The organism is Trueperella sp. HMSC08H06, assembly GCF_001808465.1.
GTDB classification, from domain to species: domain Bacteria; phylum Actinomycetota; class Actinomycetes; order Actinomycetales; family Actinomycetaceae; genus Trueperella; species Trueperella bernardiae.
The window spans coordinates 57,722-75,982 of the sequence record NZ_KV793370.1 but is presented as its reverse complement, the minus strand read 5'-3'; the positions used below and the strand labels follow the sequence as shown (position 1 = coordinate 75,982).

Below are 18,261 nucleotides of genomic sequence, written 5' to 3'. Positions count from 1 at the left end.
TGACTTTGGCTTGCTCTGGCACCCTCGACTCTCATCAGGTCCCACCCGTTTCGCGTGGCCCGGCCTAGCGGCGGCGGGTTCCGAAGATTGCTCGCGTGATCTCGCGCGTGAGCGTGCGGCCAGCCGTGCGCACCATCTGATCGACCGTGGCCTCGCGGCGTTTGCGTTGGCGCTCCGCCTCGGCCTCGGCGGCACGACGCCGACGCTCGGCTTCCTTCTCCGCCTCGCGGCGCTCGCGCTCGATCTGTTTCTCCAGCTCGCGGGCCTGGCGGTCGAGTTCCTTCTTGCGCTCCGCCTCGAGTTTGGCGGCCTCCTTGGCTGCCTCGGCCAGGCGCTGGGCCTCCTCGCGGGCCGCCGCCTCCGCGGCCATCCGCTGCTCGAGCAGCTCGAAGGCTGACTCGGGGTCGATGGGGTCCTTGTACCGGGCGAGGGTGGGGGAGTTGCGCAGGGCGGCGTCGATCGCCTGCGCGCTGGCCGGGCCCATGACGGCGGCCGGCGCCCAGATCCGCACTGGGGCCACGGGGCTGGGGCGGCCCTTCTTGTCGAGGATCGTCACGATCGCCTCGCCCGTGCCCAGGCTGGGCAGGATCTGCTCGAGGTCGAGGGGTGAGGTGGGGAAGGTCGCCACCGTCTCGCGGAGCTTCTTCGCCTCGGCGGGGGTGTGGGCGCGAAGGGCGTGCTGGACCTTGGAGCCGAGCTGGGCGAGCACGTCGGCCGGGATGTCCGTCGGGGTCTGGGTAATGAAGACGATGCCCACGCCCTTCGAGCGAATGAGCCGCACGGTCTGCACCACCTGGCGCAGGAACTCCTTCGAGGCGCCGTCGAACAGGAGGTGGGCCTCGTCGAAGAAGAACACGAGCTTGGGCTTGTCCGGATCGCCTACCTCGGGCAGTTCTTGGAAGAGCTCGGCCAGCAGCCACATGAGGAAGGTGGAAAACAGCGCGGGCCGGGACTGGATGTCCGGGAGCTCGAGGGCGGAAATGACGCCTCGGCCGTCGTCGGTCCGGATGAACTCAGCCACGCTGAACGCGGGCTCGCCGAAGAACAGCGCGCCGCCCTGGGCCTCGAGCTCGGCGACGTTGCGCAAGATGACGCCCGCGGTGGCCGGCGCGACCCCGCCGATCGCCTTCAGCTCGTCCTTGCCCGAATCGGATGTGAGGTAGGAGAAGACGGCCCGTAGGTCGGTGATGTCGATGAGGGCCAGCTGATTCGTGTCGGCCCAATGGAAGATGAGGGACAGCGCCGATTCCTGCGTCTCGTTGAGGCCGAGCACCTTGGCGAGCAGGATCGGGCCGAAGTCGGAGATCGTGGTGCGAATCGGGGTGCCGTTGCCCTCGCCTCCCAGCGCATACAGTTCCGTGGGAAACGACGACGCCGCCCAATCCTGCCCCTGCTCAGCCGCGCGAGCGGCGAGTTTGTCCGATGCCGGGCCGGGCTCGAGCAAGCCCGTGAGGTCGCCCTTGATGTCCGTGACGAAACACGGCACGCCGCTGGCCGACAGGCCCTCGGCGAAAAGCTGGAGCGTGCGGGTCTTGCCGGTGCCGGTGGCGCCCGCGATGAGCCCGTGGCGGTTGAGCATGCCAAGCGGCAGGCGCACCTGTGTGGCCGGGCGGGGAACGCCGTCTTCCATGTAGGTGCCGACCGTGAGTGTCGGGCCGTCAAAGGTGTAGCCGGCGCGGACGGTTTGCTCGTAGTCCGAGGCTGCGGGTGAGGGCACGGGTGCGGGGTCTGGTGCGGGGGAGGCGGCCGGTTCGGCGTGCTGCTCTGTTGCGGGCACGGCCGACTTCGCTGGCGCTGCTGCTGGCGCGGGTTCGGGAGATGTGTCCTCGTTGGGCTGCGGCTCCGGGGAGCCAGACTCCTGGGCCGCGAGGGCGGCTTCGAGGCGGGCCTTGGCGGCGGCCGCCTTTGCCGCGGCGGCCTGAGCTTCGGCCTCGAGCGCTTCAGCTTGCAAACGGAGGATCTCATCGTTCATGGGACCAGTCTACGGGCAGGCCGGGGCCGAGGTGCGAGTCATTTTCCACAATCTCGCTCGCGGGAGGGCAACCCCATTTTTGGGGCTCGGGCGCGAAGGCACGTGGGGACGAGCGCACATAATGGCTTCATGACCACAATGCCTACCCGCCGCCCCGCCTCCCGCCAGTCGACCGCCGACTGGGAGAAGGTCGAGGGCTTCACCCGCACGGCCATGCGCCTCGGTGCCGGCGACGACGTCGGGGCGCTCACCACGCCCGCTATGAAGCGCCGCTTCGTGCTTGACGGTAACTCATTGCGCATCGCCGCGGTCCTCCTGCTCGTCCTTGCGCTGTCGGGGGTGATCGGAGCGCTGTCCGGGCGCTCCACCGAGGTGGCCGCGATCCCGCAGGGAGAAGAGTCAGCGCAGTCTAAGGCCGGCGCGGGGGACGGGGGAGCAGGCTCCGGCGAGAGTACCGAGGGTGGGCACGCAGTGGACGGTACCGCCAGTGGCAAGGCAGCGCCAGATTCTGCGGGCTCGGAGGAGGCGAGCGCGAGGGCGGAGACGATCGTCGTGCACGTGTCAGGGCAGGTGGCGGTGCCGGGTGTCGTCACGTTGCCGGCGCCCGCGCGGGTTGCGGACGCCGTGCAGGCGGCCGGCGGGCCAACCGGGGAGGCCGACCTCGCCCGCATCAATCTGGCCGGGCCCATCAGTGACGGCGTTCACATCCACGTCCCCGCTGTCGGAGAGGGAGGGGACGCGACCGGCTCGGGCGTCGTCGGCGGGGAAGGAGCAGCGAGCGGCGGGGCGGGAGATACCGGCGCTGCGGACGGGAAGGTCAACCTCAACACGGCGGACCAGGCGGGGCTGGAGGCGATTCCGGGGGTCGGGCCGGTGACAGCCAAAGCCATCATCGATTGGCGCAACGCCAACGGTACCTTTACTTCGATCGACCAGCTCATCGACGTGCGAGGGATCGGTCCCAAGACGCTCGAGCAGCTGCGCGACCACGTGCGCATCTGATGCAGGACTTCCGGTTGCTCGTGCCTGCGGGGGTGGTGTGGGCGGTGGCGCTCCTCGCCCCCGACTACCTCGCGCTCGGGCTCGTGGCGCTCCTTGTCACCCTGCTCGGGGCGCTGAGAAGCAACTGGTTCGCCACGATCGTCGGGGTGGCGTTGCTCTCCGGGACGATCGCGGGCGGGACGGATGCCCTGGTGGGGGAGTCGGATGCCATCTATCACGAGGTCGGCCGCGAGGTGGAGGTCACCGGCGCAATCGAACGCCACCCGAAGACGACGGGCGGGCAGTTCGGCGCGATGGTGCGGATCGAGGCGGTCGCACGGGTGAGCGCTGCGGCTAACTCTGGGCCGGCGATGAGCTCGCGCGCGAGCGCCTACATGCGTTGGGAAGGCGAACGCCTCGAGCGAGGCACGCGATTCGTGGCACGCGGCAGGCTGTCGGCCGGCGATGCCATGCTCCGCCTCAACGCTTCCACTATCGAGCCCCTCTCCGCGCCCCTGACAGGGCGCCTGCGCTCGGCCCTGCGCGAGTACGTTGCCGACCGCCCCTGGCACGCCCAACTCATCCCCGGCGTGGTGGTGGGCGACGACACGGGCCTGCCCGAGCTTGCCACCGAACAGATGCGCATGCTCAGCCTGTCCCACCTCACGGCGGTCTCTGGCGCCCACGTTTCCCTCGTGATCGCGGTGGTGCTCGGCGCGGTGGGCCGACGCCGACCGCTCGTTGCCGGTGCATTCGCGCTGGCGAGCTTGGGCGGGCTCGTGGCGCTGGTCGGCCCCGAGGCCTCCGTGCTTCGGGCCGGCTACATGGGCGTGCTCATGTGCCTGGCGATCGCCCTGCGCCGGCGGACGAACGCTTTGCCGCTCCTCGCTGCCACGATCATCGGGGTCAGCCTGCTCGACCTCGAGCTCGCCCGCAGCCTCGGCTTCCAGCTCTCGGCGCTCGCCACGGCTGCCATCATCGTCTTTTCCTACCCGCTCCAGCGTCGGCTGGCCGAGCACGTGCCCGGGGCGATCGCCGACGTCGTCTCCATCTCCCTCATCGCCGCCATCGCCACAGGCCCGCCGCTTCTCGCCATCCAGGAACGGGCCTCCCTATGGGGGATCCTGGCCAACGCGCTGGTTGCGCCCGTCGTGGCACCACTGACAATTGGGGGCATGGCCGGCACGCTCCTGCTACCCGTGGCGCCCTGGCTGGCCACCCCGATCCTGCGCGCGTGCGAAGCATGCACGTGGTGGATGGCGAAGGTGACCACCCTGCTCATCGGTCTGCCCGGCTCGGGCTTGCCCACGATCGCCGTGCTCATCGCCAATGTCGCCTTCCTCGGCGTGCTGCTCGCCGCCCTGGCGTTTGGGGGCGTGCGCGTCATCCTCGGCGCGGTGGGCACGCTCGTCTGCGCCGCGCTCGTCTCCGCCTTCATCCCGCAGCGCGGGGCGGGGGACTGGGAGGCGATCCAGTGTGACGTGGGGCAGGGCTCGGCCTTCCTCGGACGGACCGAAGAAGGCATTGTCCTCGTCGACGTCGGGCCCGAGGGCGGCAACATGGCGGCCTGCCTGGAGCTCGCTGGCGTTGCCCGCATTGACCTCGTCATCATCAGCCACTTCGACGCCGACCACGTGCGCGGACTGGAGGACGTGCTGGATGCGGCCGACGTCGGCGAAGTGTGGTACTCGCCCAACCTCAACCACGTCTACAACTCTTCCTGGGCCCTTGAGCTCATGGACCGGCGCGGCGTCGAGCACCGACCGGTGGAGTTTGGCCAGCGCACGGGCGGGATCGAGATCATCGGCCCGCGCTCGGTGATCGGCACCGACGACTCCACGAACGCCGACTCGCTGGTGGTGCAGATGGTCACCGCCTCGCACCGGATCCTCATCCTCGGTGATGCACCCGAAGACCGTCAGCGATCCCTGCTCGGGGACGTGGGGGAGATCGACGTCGTCGTCGTCGGCCATCACGGGGCGCGCGACCAGAGCCGGGAGCTTGCCGAGAGGCTCGAGGCGAGGGTGACGATCTTCTCCGTGGGTAAGGACAACACGTACGGCCACCCCACGCGCGAGGCGCTGGAGATCTGGCACGCGCCAATCCAGGTGCGCACGGACCTGTGCGGGCCCGCCGTGCTCGGGGCAGCCGAGATGGTCTCGGGTTGTCGGATGGACGTGGAATAATGGCACGCATGGCAGTCACACTCGCACCCATCGTGCTCATCACCTCCGGCGAACCCGTGTTGGGGGATCGGGCGGTGGCCTCCCTGCGCCGCCAGCTGCGCGCGGCGGATCCGAACACGAACATCGTGGAGATTGACTCCTCGCAGTACGTGAGCGGCCAGCTCGAGGCCCTGCTCACGCCGTCGCTGTTCGGGGAGCCGCGCGCGATCGTCGTGCCCAACCTCGAGCAAGTCAACGCGCCCTTCCAAGATGACCTGCTTGCCTACATCCAGGCCCCGGAGCAGGACTCGGTGCTCGTGCTGCGCCACAACGGGGGCCAACGCGGGAAAAAGGTGCTCGACGCGCTCAAGGGCAAGGTGCCCACCTACGCCTTTGAGAAGGTCAAGTACCCCAACGACAAGGCGAAGATCGTGGTGCAGGACGTGCGCGATGCGGGCCGGAAAATGACGTCGGACGCGGTGGACGCGATCGTTGCCGCACTCGGCTCCGACTTGCGCGAACTGCTCTCGGCCGTCAGCCAGCTCCTGAGTGACGTGAAGGGTACGATCACCGAGGAGGACGTGCGCACCTACTTCGCCGGCCGCGTGGAGGCCACCGCATTCAATGTCGCCGATGCCGTCGTGGCAGGTCGCGCCGGAAAGGCCGTGGAGCTCGCCCGGCACGCGGTCGCCACCGGCAACTCGCCCGTCGCGATCGTGGGCGCGATCGCTATGAAGCTACGCACGATGGCGCAGGTGTTGGGTGTGCGCTCGGCCAAGGGCCGGCCCACTCCGAAGCTCAACAACTGGCAGGCCAGCCGCGCCAAGCAGGACCTGCGCGGGTGGTCGGGGGCGAGCCTGGCGGAGGCGATCCAGGCGATCGCCACAGCGGACGCGGAGGTCAAGGGCCTCTCGCGGGACCCGGAGTACGCGCTCGAGCGGGCCATCGTCACCATCTGCGCGCTACGGCAATAGTGCGCGAGCCCATCGGCAAGAAAGCGACGCACGCCCGCCGAGCGCGGGATATGCTGAAAGAGTCTTTAGCACGTAACGACAAAAGGAGTGAAGTTGCGCATTGGTGTACCACGGGAGTCTGGCGATCAGACTCTGGTCGCCGCTACTCCGGACACAGCGGGAAAGCTGATCAAGCTGGGCTACGAGGTTGTCGTTGAACACGACGCCGGTGCCCGGGCCAGCTTCCCCGACTCGCTGTACGAGAGTGCGGGGGCGCGGATTGTCAGCACGGAGGAGGCGTGGGCAGCGGACATCGTCACGGCGCTCGACGCCCCCGGCCTTGACCGACTCGACCTCATGAAGCACGGCGCGACCTTGATCGCGCGCATGGCCCCCGGCCGCAACCCCGACATCCTGGAGGCCCTCTCCAGCCGTGGGATCACCGGGTTGGCGATGGACATGGTCCCGCGCATCTCGCGCGCCCAGTCCATGGACGTGCTGTCCTCCCTGGCCAACGTGGCCGGATACCGGGCCGTGATCGAGGCCGCCCACCACTTCGGCCGGCTGTTCTCCGGCCAGGTGACGGCGGCCGGCAAGGTCGCCCCCGCCAACGTCTACGTGATCGGTGCGGGCGTTGCGGGCCTGGCCGCGATCGGCACGGCGAACTCGATGGGCGCGATCGTCAGGGCCACCGACGTGCGGCCCGAGACGGCCGAGCAGGTCGAATCCATGGGCGCCGACTTCGTGGCCATCCCGGTCGCCTCCCAGGAATCCACCGACGGGTATGCGAAGGAGATGGGCCAGGAGCAGGCGGCCGCTGCCGAAAAGCTGTACGCCGAACAGGCCGCAGTCGCCGACATCGTCATCACCACCGCCGCCATCCCTGGACGCCGCTCACCCGTGCTGCTCACGGAGGAAACCGTGGCGGGGATGAAGCCGGGCTCCGTCGTCGTCGACATGGGCGCCGCCAATGGCGGCAACGTGGTCGGATCGCGGCCGGACGAGGTGGTCGTGACCGCCAACGGCGTGATCATCATCGGCTACGCAGAGCTCGCCGCCCGCCTGCCGGGCCAGTCCTCACAGCTGTACGGGCAGAACATCTTCAACTTCTTCAAGCTCACCACCCCGGACAAGGACGGCCTGCTCCACCTGGACCTCGATGATGAGATCGTGCGCCAGATGCTCGTCACGCTCGATGACCAGGTCATGTTCCCGCCGCCGCCCGTGAAGGTCTCGGCCGCCCCGGCGCCGGCACCCGCGCCCGCGCAGGCGGAGGTCGCCCCCGAGGCGCCGAAGGAGAAATCCTGGATCGCCAAGCACTGGTGGAAACTTGCCGCCGGCGCCCTGTTCATCTGGCTCATCCTTTCCGCGCCGCCGGGCTCAACCACCCACTTCATGGTGTTCGCTCTCGCCGTCGTGATCGGCTTCTACGTCATCACCGCGGTCACCCACGCCCTCCACACACCACTCATGTCCGTCACGAACGCGATCTCGGGCATCATCGTGGTCGGAGCGCTCCTCCAGGTCGGATCCGACAACGTCGCCGTCCAGATCCTGTCCTTCATCGCCATCGCCGTGGCATCCATCAACATCTTTGGTGGATTCCTCGTCACCGAGCGCATGCTCAAGATGTTCCATAGGAGTTGATCATGAACGACATCGTTGCTTACTACACGTCATGGCAGCTCAGCTTCGAGTCACTGGCGTACATCGCCGCCGCTCTGCTGTTTATCCTCGCGCTCGCGGGGCTGTCGAAGCAGGCCACGGCCCAGCGCGGTAACCGGCTCGGGATGGTAGGCATGGGCCTCGTGCTTCTTGCCACCGTCATCCTCCTCATCTCGTTCGCGCAGAAGCAGGCCGTGGTGGCCGCCCTCATCGTGGTCGCGCTCGGCATCGGCGCGGCCGTGGGTATCCCGCTCGCGCGCAAGGTGGAAATGACCGGCATGCCCGAGCTGATCGCCATGCTCCATTCCTTCGTGGGCCTGGCAGCCGTGCTCGTCGGCTACAACTCCTTCATCCTGACCCCCGGTTCGGACTCGCCCGACAACGCCTTCCACATGGGCGAGGTGGGCCTGGCGGTGTTCATTGGCGCGGTCACGTTCACCGGCTCGATCATCGCCTTCCTCAAGCTCTCGGGCCGAATGTCTGGCAAGCCGCTCACCCTGCCGGGGCGTAACTGGCTCAATCTGGGGGCGATCGTCGCCTCGCTGGTGCTCATCATCTGGTTCGCCCACACGCGCACCGTGGGGATGGGCATGATCCCGCTGGCATTGCTCACGGTGATCGCGCTCCTGCTCGGCCTGCACCTCGTGGCCGCAATCGGCGGCGGCGATATGCCGGTGGTCGTGTCGATGCTCAATTCCTACTCGGGCTGGGCCGCCGCGATGGCCGGCTTCACCCTCGGCAATGACCTGCTCATCATCGTGGGCGCACTCGTAGGCTCCTCGGGCGCCTACCTGTCCTACATCATGTGCCAGGCGATGAACCGCTCCTTCATCTCCGTGATCCTCGGCGGCTTCGGCTCCGACGGCGCGGTGGCCGAAGAACGCGACTACGGCACGCACCACGAAATCACCGCCCCCGAGGTGGCCGACATGCTGGCTTCGGCCTCCAAGGTGGTCATCACCCCCGGCTACGGTATGGCAGTGGCCCAGGCTCAATACCCGGTGGCGGACCTCACCCGGCGCCTGCGCGAGGCGGGCGTGGACGTGTCGTTCGCGATCCACCCCGTGGCGGGCCGACTGCCTGGGCACATGAACGTCCTGCTTGCCGAGGCTAACGTGCCCTACGACATCGTCTACGAAATGGACGAAGTCAACGACACGCTCTCCGAGGCTGACGTGGTGCTCGTCATCGGCGCAAACGACACGGTCAACCCGTCAGCCGAAGAGCCCGGCTCGCCGATCGCGGGTATGCCCGTCATCAAGGTCTGGGAGGCGAAGAACGTCATTGTCTTTAAACGCTCCATGGGGAACGCAGGGTATGCCGGCGTGCAAAACCCGCTGTTCTTCAACGAGAATACCCAGATGCTGCTGGGCGACGCGAAGGACTCGGTGGACCAGATCAACGCCGCGCTCAAGGTGAACGCCTAGCGAAAGCGGTTGTTAAGCCTCCGGCAGTCACGCCGTCGTTTCGGGCGGTGAGGCTTCATCCCTCTCCGCCGGCGTGACTGCCTCCGGTCACTGGGCAAGCTGTTACCCGGGACCCGTTTGAAATTCCTGGACGATTCCGGGGCGATCTCCTCATATACGAAGATCGCCCCGAAATCGTCCAAAGCTCTTTAATTCCAGCTGGCGGGCGTGGCCCGGCGGGGCCGCGCCCGTAGTTCAGGCCCGGCGGGCACGCAAAAGGGCGGCGGACCCCAGTCCGCCGCCCTTTCTTCGAGCTACTTAGCCGTTGATCTTCGCAACGAGCTTGGCGAGCTTCGACTTGCGGTTGGCCGCCTGGTTGCGATGGATAACACCCTTGGAAACAGCCTTATCGAGCTTGCGGGAAGCAACGCGGAGCGCTTCCTGCGCCTCCTCGGCGTTGCCGGCTGCAGCGGCCTCGCGCGTCTTACGTACGAGGGTACGAACCTCGGTCTTGACGGCCTTGTTGCGAAGGCGGCGCTTCTCGTTGGTCTTGTTTCGCTTGATCTGGGACTTGATGTTTGCCACTGATGAACTCTTTCGTTGTGAATGATGGCCCCGAGGGCCGCGGGTCGGTGAGGGCATGCCATCTTCGGACTGAGGCGTGGGGTGCCCGTGGAAAGAAGATTGGCCGGACCTTTCACCCGACCAGGTTCAAAGTCCAATTGACTACTTTAGCAAAGCGACCGGCGCCGCAAAAGCGAGGCCAGATGCGGTTTGTGGTGCATCTGCTCACGTTTGCGGCGCCGTGGTGGCTACAGGGGCGTGAGCCCCGGGGCGTTGACTACTGCTCGTCCTTGTCGCCCTTGATCTTGTCGATCGTGTCGTTGACGAAGCCCTTGGCCTTCTCGCCGGCTTCGGTGGCGGCCTTCTTCACGTCGGCAACCAGCTGGTCCTTCTTGCCCTCGAACTCGAGGTCCTCGTTGTCAGTGGCCTTGCCGGCGGTTTCCTTGGCCTTGCCGCCCAGGTCCTTGGCCTTGTTCTTGATGTCATCAAAGCTCATGATTGCTCCTTTAACGTGGGTCCGAAGCGTCTAGCTCCCTTACTCTTTCCATATTAGCGGGCGAACCTTGGAAAAGTCTGGCATTAGCCGTGGAGTTCCATGAGCGCCTTGACTACGGCGTCGTACCTGGCCCGATCGAGCGTGGCGCCTTCGCGGCGGACTTGGGCCACGTGCGCGACCAGCAGCCTGTCGAGCCGCACCTCCGACGAGCGCCCGCGCGAGTCCCACGCGCCCGTCCCGATGTCCAGCCACGTGCGGCCTTGGCTGGCCTCGTAGCGGGTGTAGTCGTCGTGATCCTTGCTCGACATCTGCACGAACACCACGTGCTCCTCGTATCCGGCGAGCACGAGCACGGGCCGGTCCTTGCCGCGCCCGTCGTTCTCGTCGAACGGTACCCACGCCCACACCACCTCGCCCGGGTCGGGGGAGGCGTCGGGGAGCGGGGAGTAGTCGAAGGTGGGAAGGCCGATGCGCGCAACCGGCCACTCGATGGCGGGCTCGTCAGGCCCGGGCAAGGTGGCGCCCCTGGGCCGCAACTTGGGTCCTGGCGCCGGTTGAGTCGCGTTCTTCTTCGACGACGCCGTCCTCGCACCTCGCGCACTACCCCGCCTTGCGCCGTTCCGCGCGATGCTGAACGCCCGCCGCGTCCCGACGTGCCACGGCTGCCGGTGATCGCGCGGGAGATCTCGTCACCCGCCTTGCGGGCCAGGTCCCGGCCAAGACTCCGGCCGGCCGACTTGGCCGCGCGCCGGAGGGACTCCATGAAAGACACGGCTACTCGTCCTCGCTCTCGTCAAGCAGCTCGATCAGGGTCACGTGCAAGCGCTCGACCTCGGGCACGTCGTGGAGCGTGACCGGGTTGCCGGCCGAGGTTTCAAGGATGAGGGTGCCGCAGCCGAACATGCGGTCAATGATGTCGCGCTCGTAGGAGGCGCTCGAAATCCGGGAGAGCGGGATGTCGTGCCCGGTCTTGTTGAAGATGCCCGTGCGGGTGATGATCCGCCGGTCGGTGACCGTGTACGTGCTGGTCATCCACTGCAGCCACGGGATGACGAACAGGAAGATCGCCAGTAGCCCAGCCGTGGCGCCGGCGGCCCAGTGCGCCCACGGGCGCACTGAGTCGGGCAGGAAGTAGAGTGCGAGGACCAATGCCACCACCACGACCACCAGCGCGAGGATATTGCCAAAAATCGCCTTCACGTGCTCGCGCATGTGGCGAATAACGTGCTCGTCGGCGGCTAGGAGCTTCTTGTTAAAACCCATGCCCCCATTTTGCCACAAGGCTGGCCGTTCACGACGCCGTCGCCCACCTCGCGCCCGCTGGAGCGGCTCGCCTGAGCGGCCGCCCCGGCACTCCGGGTGCCGGCCACCCGGCATTAGAGCCAGATGAAGAGGCTGATGATGGCAAGGAGGGCGATGAACGGCAGGGAGGCGAGGGTGATGCCGGCCGCGAGCACGGTCCAGCGCAGGTCGTCTTGGAGGTGGGGGACGTTGCCCACCCCGCCCGCCTGGGCGATGGCGGCGCGCTGGGCGGCCTCGAGCCGGGAGAGGAAGGTCTTACGCCGCTGGGCGGCCTCCCGTTCGGCGTCGGCCTGGCGTTCCCGGGCCCGCAGGCGCTCGACCTCGGCCTCCATGCCCGCCTCGCGGGTGAGGACGTTGCCATATTCGTCGATGATGATCCCGTCCCCGGAGCTTTGCGAGATTTGGCCCGCGCTCTCGGATCGTTGAGTCTGCTTGGCGTAGCGCGCCCGCGCCTTCTCGGTGTACTCGTTCAGCAGGCGCTCGAGCCGGGAGCGCCGGATCGCGAAGAACACCAGCACGATGCTGAAGACTACGCATGCGCCAAACGGGATCCACGCGCCTGCGCCACCTCCGTGCGTGCCGGCTTGCCAGCCGACGAAGGCGAGAAGCGCGTTGCTTGCGGCGGCGAAGGTTACGAGCGCGCGCCCCGGCAGGCGGGTCAGGCGCTCGATGAGGGGCAGAAAGACGTTGAGGGATCCAGGACCAAGGCTCATGGTAGGTATTGTCTCACTGCTGCGGCCCGATCATCCCAATAAGTTCGCTGAGGGAGGCAAGGGTGCCCGGTTGCTTGCCCTGGTGGTCGAGCAGGTAGCCGTCCACCCCGGCGGCGGTGGCGGCCTCCACGTCGATCGGGCGGTCGCCCACGGCGAGCACGCGGGCCGGGTGGAGGCGGTGGCGTTCGATCAGCACCAGGTACATGTCAGGGGAGGGCTTGCGCTCGTAGCCGTCGGGAGCACACACCATGTCGTCCACCTCGATGCCGTGGGCGGCCAGCAGGTCCTCGGCCGAGCAGCGGTCACGGTGGGTGGCGATGAGGTTGAGCCCACCGGCGTCGCGAACAGCCTCGAGCACGCGGCGCGCGCCACTCATGAGCGGGGCCGGGCGGGTCTTCCACGATTCCTTGAGTTCGGAGTAGCCGGCATGCAGGGCCTCGAGGTCGGCGTCGTAGAGCTGGTGGAGCTTGTTCATTGCGTGGTCGATGGAGATCGAGCGCAGGCGGGCCACCTCGGACAGCTGGGCGTTGCTGGGCGCGTCCGTGCGATATCCAATCCGCGCGAGCAGGTGGTCGACGGCCGGGTAGGTGTCGATGAGCGTGCCGCCCATGTCCCACAAAATGGAGGTGTACACGCCTCAAGTCTGGCACAGGCCGCCTAATTTCACACGGCACATTCCCGGTTCCGTGCGGGCGCGCTGGTATCGTTGTCAAAGACTGTTATTCGAAGGAGACTCGTGCCCGTTTCTACCTCTGCCGAGCTGGCCAAGATCCAGCCCGCGTCCACTCCGGCCGCGCAGATTCGGAATTTCTGCATCATCGCCCACATCGATCACGGCAAGTCCACGCTTGCCGATCGGATGCTGCAATTGACGGACATCGTCACGGAGCGTGAGATGCGCGCCCAGTACCTTGACCGCATGGATATCGAGCGCGAGCGCGGGATCACGATTAAGTCCCAGGCGGTGCGCATGCCGTGGTCGGTGGACGGGCAGGCCTACGCGCTCAACATGATCGACACCCCCGGCCACGTGGACTTCGCTTACGAGGTCTCCCGTTCGCTCGCCGCGTGCGAGGGCGCGATCCTCCTGGTCGATTCGGCGCAGGGCATCGAGGCGCAGACGCTGGCGAACCTGTACATGGCGATCGAGAATGACCTGACGATCATCCCCGTCCTCAACAAGATCGACCTGCCGGCCGCGAACCCGGACAAGTACGCCGCCGAGCTCGCCTCCCTCATCGGGTGCGATCCCGACGACGTGGTGCGGGTGTCGGGCAAGACGGGCCAGGGCGTGGACGAGTTGCTTGACCGGATCGTGGCCGAGATCCCGGCCCCCACGGGCGACGCCGACGCCGAGGCCCGCGCCATGATCTTTGACTCGGTCTACGATTCCTACCGCGGCGTGGTGACGTACGTGCGTGTGGTGGATGGCAACCTCACCCCGCGCCAGCGTGTACAGATGATGTCCACCCACACCAACCATGAGCTACTCGAGATCGGCGTCATCTCGCCCGAACCGAAGCCGGCCGCCGGACTGGGCGTGGGGGAGGTGGGCTACCTCATCACGGGTGTGAAGGAGGTGCGCCAGTCGCGCGTGGGCGACACGGTCACGGACGCCCGCAAGCCGGCCGCCGCGCCTCTCTCGGGCTACCGCGACCCCAAGCCCATGGTCTATTCGGGCATCTACCCGATCGACGGCTCGGATTACCCGGCCCTGCGTGATGCGCTGGACAAGCTCAAGCTCAACGACGCCGCCCTTGTCTACGAGCCCGAAAACTCTGTGGCACTCGGCTTCGGCTTTAGGTGCGGGTTCCTCGGCCTGCTCCACCTTGAGATCGTCACAGAGCGCCTCGAGCGCGAGTTTGACTTGGACCTCATCGCCACCGCCCCCTCGGTTATCTACCGGGTGGTTGCCGAAGGCGGGGCCGAGCATGTGGTGCAAAACCCGTCCGAGTTCCCGGACGGGAAGATTCAGGCGATTTACGAGCCGCTGGTCAACGCCACGATCCTCACCCCTTCCGACTTCGTGGGCACCACGATGGAGCTGTGCCAGCAGCGCCGCGGGAACCTGGAGGGGATGGACTACCTGTCCGAGGACCGGGTGGAGTTGCGCTACAAGTTGCCGCTGGCCGAGATCGTCACCGACTTCTTCGACCAGCTCAAGTCCCGCACGAAGGGCTACGCCTCCCTCGATTACAAGGAGGAGGGCGAGCAGCAGGCGGACCTGGTCAAGGTTGACATCCTGCTCAACGGCGAGAAGGTGGATGCCTTCTCCGCGATCGTCCACCGCGACAACGCCTACCACTACGGTCTGGAGATGACCGGCAAGCTCAAGGGCCTCATTCCGCGCCAGCAGTTCGAGATCCCCGTCCAGGCCGCGATCGGTTCGCGCATTATTGCCCGCGAAACGATCCGGGCCCTGCGCAAGGATATGCTGGCCAAGTGTTACGGAGGCGATATCTCCCGTAAGCGCAAGCTGCTGGAGAAGCAGAAGGAAGGTAAGAAGCGCATGAAGTCGATTGGGCGCGTGGACGTGCCGCAGGAGGCCTTCGTCGCAGCCCTGTCCTCCGAGATGCCCGAGTCAAAGAAGAAGTAATGTCCGAGCACGGCACCCTGCCCGAGCAGAACCCCAACTACGGCCGGATTATGTCCTTCACCCGGCGCGGTTCGCGCCTGGGGGACAAGTACGAAAAGGTGATGGAGGAATACGGCCCGGCATACGTCATCGACTACCCGCAGGGGCCGGCCCAGACCACCCTGGCTAAGGATGCGTTCGTGGACCTGCGCGCGGCATTTGGGCGTTCGGCCCCGCTCGTGGTCGAGATCGGCCCGGGCAGCGGGGAGCAGACGATGTCCGCGGCCCTCGCCCGCCCCGAGTGGAACTTCTTGGCGATCGAGGCGTGGTCGCCCGGCGTGGCGCGCTGCGTGAATGCGGCCGTGCGCGAGGGCGTGCAGAACGTGCGGATCATGGAGGTTGACGCCGCCCAGGCCCTGCCCATCCTTTTCCGGCGTGGCGAGGTGGAAAACCCGCGGGCGCGGGAGGTGTGGACGTTCTTCCCGGACCCGTGGCGCAAGAAGCGTCACCACAAGCGCCGCCTGGTGAGCGACAACTTCGCGAAGAGCGTGGCGCTCGTGCTCGAGCAGGGCGGCGTGTGGCGTATGGCCACCGACTGGGCCGACTACGCCTGGCATATGCGCGATGTGGTGGCCAACAGCCCGCACTTTTCCAATCCTTACTCGGAGAAGAACCCCGATGCGGCCGACCAGGGCCAGTACCGGGGCGGCTTCGCCAAGCGCTGGCCGGGCCGCGTAATGACCCGTTTCGAGTCGCGCGGGATTGAGGCCGGGCGCAAGATTTTCGACGTCGAGGCGATCCGCGAGCGTGACTGAACTCGGCATCGACACCGCGCGGGTGGAGGGTCTGTCCGCCTACGTCCACGTGCCGTTTTGCTCGGTGCGCTGCGGGTATTGCGACTTCAACACCTACACGAACCTCGATTTCGGCAAGGGCGCGAGCGCCTCGCGTTTCGCGGACACCCTCATCTCTGAGATCGCCCTTGCTCACGACGCCGTCGCCCCGGCAGGGCCCCTGCGCACGGTTTTCTTTGGGGGCGGCACTCCCACGATGCTGCCGGCGTCCGACCTGGCGGCGGTGCTGGCCGCGCTGACGGAGGCCTTCGGCTCCCCTGAGGGCGAGGTGACCACCGAGGCGAACCCGGAGACGGTGACCTTGGAGGCACTCGAGACCCTGGCAGATGCGGGCTTTACCCGCTTCTCTTTCGGCATGCAGTCGGCGGTCGAGCACGTGCTGGCCACCCTCGACCGCCAGCACACGCCCGGCCAAGTGGCCCAGGTGGCCCGCTGGGCGCGGGAGCTCGGCCTGGAGTTTTCCCTTGACCTGATTTACGGCGCGCCGGGGGAGTCCCTCGATGACTGGCGTGCCTCCCTCGACGCCGCGATCGCGCTCGAGCCCGGCCACATCTCCGCTTACGGCCTGACGATCGAGGAGGGCACGAAGATGGGGGCCCAGTTGCGGCGCGGGGAGATCCCCGAGCCGGACCCGGACGTGCTGGCCGCCAAGTACGAGATGGCAGACGAGGCGCTGTCTGCCGCCGGCTACGAGTGGTACGAGGTGTCGAACTGGGCCAAGCCCGGCAAGCGCTCGGAACACAACCGGGCCTACTGGACGAACGCGAACTGGTGGGGATTCGGCCCCGGCGCCCACTCCCACCTGGACGGGCGTCGCTTTTGGAACATCAAGCACCCGATCGCGTACGCTGGCAAACTTGAGGCCGGGGAGCTGCCGATCGCGGGTGGCGAGGTCCTCACCCCCGCCGAGCGGCGCGAGGAGGATATCATGCTGGGCATCCGTCTGAGCGAGGGCATCGACGTGGGTGCTACCCCGCCTGGCGTCGTCGCCTCGCTTATCGCCGACGAACTGATCGACCCAGCCGCCGCGTTCGCCGGCCGCTTGCGGCTGACCCGCAAGGGGCGCCTGTTGGCCGACGTCGTGACCCGAACCCTGTGGGACGCCGAGGAGGCATCATGAACCGCGACTATGTCGTCTACACCATCCTTGCCCTCGTGATCGGCATCCCGCTGATCTACACGGGGATCACCCTGTTCTCCAAGAAGTCGGGTGGCACGTGGGACGAGGCCTCGCGTCTCAAGGGCGCCATGCGCGCCCAGGGGTGGCGGGTGAAGGACACCGTGGACAACCTCGCCCTCTTCTTGCTCGATACCACGGTGCTGCCGAGCCATTGGCCGCTCGCGGTGGGGGCGCCGGGCGTGGAGGCCGTCAGCTCCGGCCGGCGCGGGACCACCTGGCGGGCGGGCAGCTTCGTGGCGCCGTCGGTTGGCGGCTACCTGCTGTTCACGCTTGAGGTCCCACTGCGCAGCGACGGCACCGAGCCCGAGATCCCCGAGACCCTCGCGTGCCTGGACGGCGGGTTGTCCTGGGAGGGCGAGTCGGGTTGGGTGAACGACGATGTCGCCGCCTTCCTCACCTCCTGGCCCGGCCTGCGAGCGGCGCACTTGACGGCCAACAAAGTGACCTTCATGGTCAACGAGGGCGGGGAGAAGATCGAGCGGCTGAAGGAGATCGCCTCCTATGCGGAGGGGATCATCCCTACCCTGCCCGGTGAGGTGTGGGGCTAGCGGCCGTGACGAAGTCGATGAGCTCCTCCATTCGGCCAAGGAACGCCGGCTCGAGGTCCCGGTAGTCGCGCACGGCCCTCAGAATCCTGGCCCAGCCCAGGCCGATATCCTCGGCCGTGGCATGCGGCCAGCCCATGCGGGCGAGCGTGCCCTTCTTGATGTCCTCCCCGCGCGGCACGTGCGGCCATTCTTTCAGACCAACGACGCCGGGCTTGATCGCCTGCCAGATGTCGACGTAGGGATGGCCGAGCACGAGCACGCCCTCCATGGTCGCCACCTCGGCGGCGATACAGGCCTCCTTGGAGCCGGCCACGAGGTGGTCGAGCATGATGCCGGCGCGCCGGGAATCGGACGGGCCGAAGACGGCGAGGACATCGGCCAGGTGGTCGGCGCCGAAGAGCTCTTCGATCATGATGCCCTCATAGGCCAAGTCGGAGCCCCAGATCTTGGAGATGAGCTCGGCGTCGTGCTTGCCCTCCACCCAGATGCGGGAGGCCTTGGCCACGCGCGCCTCGTGCTCCACGTGGAAGGAGCCCGAGGCAGTGATCTTCGGGCCTCGGCTGGCTACCAGTTTCTTCGGCAGGGGCGGGATGAGGTTCACCGCCTCGCCCTCGAGCCAGAACCCGCGCCCGATCGGGAAGCCGCGCCGGCGCATCTGGGCATCCTCCAGTTCCATCTGCCACTGGCCGGCCACCTTGCCCACCTTCATCACTTCGCCCACGTACCCGGAGGTGACGTCCTCGAGGACCATGCCCACCTCCACAGTGACGTCGCGGATGGTGGAGGCGGGGGCGTTGAGGGCGTCAGGGCCGTAGCGGTCGATATAGCTCATGGGGCTAGGGTAGCGCGTGGGAGGCAACTGGGATATTTGGAGGCCAGGGCGTAGA

At 67.3% G+C, this 18,261-nt stretch carries 17 protein-coding genes; 9 read left to right on the top strand and 8 right to left on the bottom strand.

Going from position 1 to position 18,261, the window contains the following annotated elements:
* Positions 1 to 64: 64 nt before the first annotated feature.
* The gene (locus tag HMPREF3174_RS08635) at positions 65 to 1,972 is read right to left on the bottom strand and encodes a helicase HerA-like domain-containing protein (RefSeq protein WP_068538973.1); all 1,908 of its coding nucleotides are present in this window, start codon (positions 1,970 to 1,972) and stop codon (positions 65 to 67) included.
* Positions 1,973 to 2,101: 129 nt separating this feature from the next.
* Here HMPREF3174_RS08635 and HMPREF3174_RS09485 point away from each other — a divergent pair, with 129 nt between their 5' ends.
* From HMPREF3174_RS09485 to pntB, 5 genes are all read left to right on the top strand, one after another.
* Positions 2,102 to 2,974, top strand: coding sequence for a helix-hairpin-helix domain-containing protein (locus HMPREF3174_RS09485; protein WP_201783162.1), 873 nt, complete (start codon positions 2,102 to 2,104; stop codon positions 2,972 to 2,974).
* Positions 2,974 to 5,139, top strand: coding sequence for a ComEC/Rec2 family competence protein (locus HMPREF3174_RS08625; protein WP_062613790.1), 2,166 nt, complete (start codon positions 2,974 to 2,976; stop codon positions 5,137 to 5,139). Before HMPREF3174_RS09485 ends, HMPREF3174_RS08625 begins: the two co-directional genes overlap by 1 nt.
* Before the next feature lie 8 nt (positions 5,140 to 5,147).
* On the top strand, positions 5,148 to 6,092 hold the full coding sequence (holA, locus tag HMPREF3174_RS08620; protein ID WP_236698679.1) for a DNA polymerase III subunit delta: 945 nt from the start codon (positions 5,148 to 5,150) through the stop codon (positions 6,090 to 6,092).
* A gap of 93 nt (positions 6,093 to 6,185) precedes the next feature.
* Positions 6,186 to 7,718 carry a Re/Si-specific NAD(P)(+) transhydrogenase subunit alpha gene (locus tag HMPREF3174_RS08615; RefSeq protein WP_062613792.1) on the top strand — a complete coding sequence of 511 codons (1,533 nt, stop codon included), beginning with the start codon at positions 6,186 to 6,188 and terminating at the stop codon, positions 7,716 to 7,718.
* A 2-nt stretch (positions 7,719 to 7,720) separates the two neighbouring features.
* The gene (pntB, locus tag HMPREF3174_RS08610; protein WP_068538974.1) at positions 7,721 to 9,163 is read left to right on the top strand and encodes a Re/Si-specific NAD(P)(+) transhydrogenase subunit beta; all 1,443 of its coding nucleotides are present in this window, start codon (positions 7,721 to 7,723) and stop codon (positions 9,161 to 9,163) included.
* A 297-nt stretch (positions 9,164 to 9,460) separates the two neighbouring features.
* On the opposite strand, the gene rpsT is transcribed toward pntB, so the two are convergent.
* From rpsT to HMPREF3174_RS08580, 6 genes are all read right to left on the bottom strand, one after another.
* Positions 9,461 to 9,727: a 30S ribosomal protein S20 gene (gene rpsT, locus HMPREF3174_RS08605; RefSeq protein WP_062613794.1), complete on the bottom strand. Its 267-nt coding sequence runs from the start codon at positions 9,725 to 9,727 to the stop codon at positions 9,461 to 9,463.
* 256 nt (positions 9,728 to 9,983) lie between these two features.
* Positions 9,984 to 10,202, bottom strand: coding sequence for a CsbD family protein (locus HMPREF3174_RS08600; RefSeq protein ID WP_062613795.1), 219 nt, complete (start codon positions 10,200 to 10,202; stop codon positions 9,984 to 9,986).
* 83 nt (positions 10,203 to 10,285) lie between these two features.
* Positions 10,286 to 10,717: a type II toxin-antitoxin system PemK/MazF family toxin gene (locus HMPREF3174_RS08595; protein ID WP_244899257.1), complete on the bottom strand. Its 432-nt coding sequence runs from the start codon at positions 10,715 to 10,717 to the stop codon at positions 10,286 to 10,288.
* 259 nt (positions 10,718 to 10,976) lie between these two features.
* Complete coding sequence (locus HMPREF3174_RS08590; RefSeq protein ID WP_068538976.1) at positions 10,977 to 11,465, bottom strand: PH domain-containing protein; 489 nt, start codon at positions 11,463 to 11,465, stop codon at positions 10,977 to 10,979.
* A gap of 113 nt (positions 11,466 to 11,578) precedes the next feature.
* Positions 11,579 to 12,217 (bottom strand): hypothetical protein, encoded by a 639-nt coding sequence (locus HMPREF3174_RS08585; RefSeq protein WP_068538977.1) that lies wholly within the window; start codon positions 12,215 to 12,217, stop codon positions 11,579 to 11,581.
* A gap of 13 nt (positions 12,218 to 12,230) precedes the next feature.
* The gene (locus HMPREF3174_RS08580; protein ID WP_246783084.1) at positions 12,231 to 12,851 is read right to left on the bottom strand and encodes an HAD-IA family hydrolase; all 621 of its coding nucleotides are present in this window, start codon (positions 12,849 to 12,851) and stop codon (positions 12,231 to 12,233) included.
* Positions 12,852 to 12,953: 102 nt separating this feature from the next.
* Here HMPREF3174_RS08580 and lepA point away from each other — a divergent pair, with 102 nt between their 5' ends.
* Genes lepA through HMPREF3174_RS08560 form a run of 4 tightly spaced genes read left to right on the top strand, consistent with a single transcriptional unit; the run spans position 12,954 to position 17,374 of the window.
* Positions 12,954 to 14,813: a translation elongation factor 4 gene (gene lepA, locus HMPREF3174_RS08575; protein WP_070448379.1), complete on the top strand. Its 1,860-nt coding sequence runs from the start codon at positions 12,954 to 12,956 to the stop codon at positions 14,811 to 14,813.
* Positions 14,813 to 15,607 carry a tRNA (guanosine(46)-N7)-methyltransferase TrmB gene (trmB, locus tag HMPREF3174_RS08570; RefSeq protein ID WP_068538979.1) on the top strand — a complete coding sequence of 265 codons (795 nt, stop codon included), beginning with the start codon at positions 14,813 to 14,815 and terminating at the stop codon, positions 15,605 to 15,607. The genes lepA and trmB overlap by 1 nt, the downstream gene beginning before the upstream one ends.
* The gene (gene hemW / locus HMPREF3174_RS08565) at positions 15,600 to 16,766 is read left to right on the top strand and encodes a radical SAM family heme chaperone HemW (protein WP_070448378.1); all 1,167 of its coding nucleotides are present in this window, start codon (positions 15,600 to 15,602) and stop codon (positions 16,764 to 16,766) included. The genes trmB and hemW overlap by 8 nt, the downstream gene beginning before the upstream one ends.
* A complete protein-coding gene (locus HMPREF3174_RS08560) occupies positions 16,763 to 17,374 on the top strand; it encodes a hypothetical protein (protein WP_070448377.1) in 612 nt (203 codons plus the stop codon). Before hemW ends, HMPREF3174_RS08560 begins: the two co-directional genes overlap by 4 nt.
* Here the strand turns inward: HMPREF3174_RS08560 and HMPREF3174_RS08555 are convergent.
* On the bottom strand, positions 17,346 to 18,206 hold the full coding sequence (locus HMPREF3174_RS08555; RefSeq protein ID WP_068538981.1) for a DUF3097 family protein: 861 nt from the start codon (positions 18,204 to 18,206) through the stop codon (positions 17,346 to 17,348). The two genes, HMPREF3174_RS08560 and HMPREF3174_RS08555, sit on opposite strands and share 29 nt — an antisense overlap.
* Positions 18,207 to 18,261: the final 55 nt, after the last annotated feature.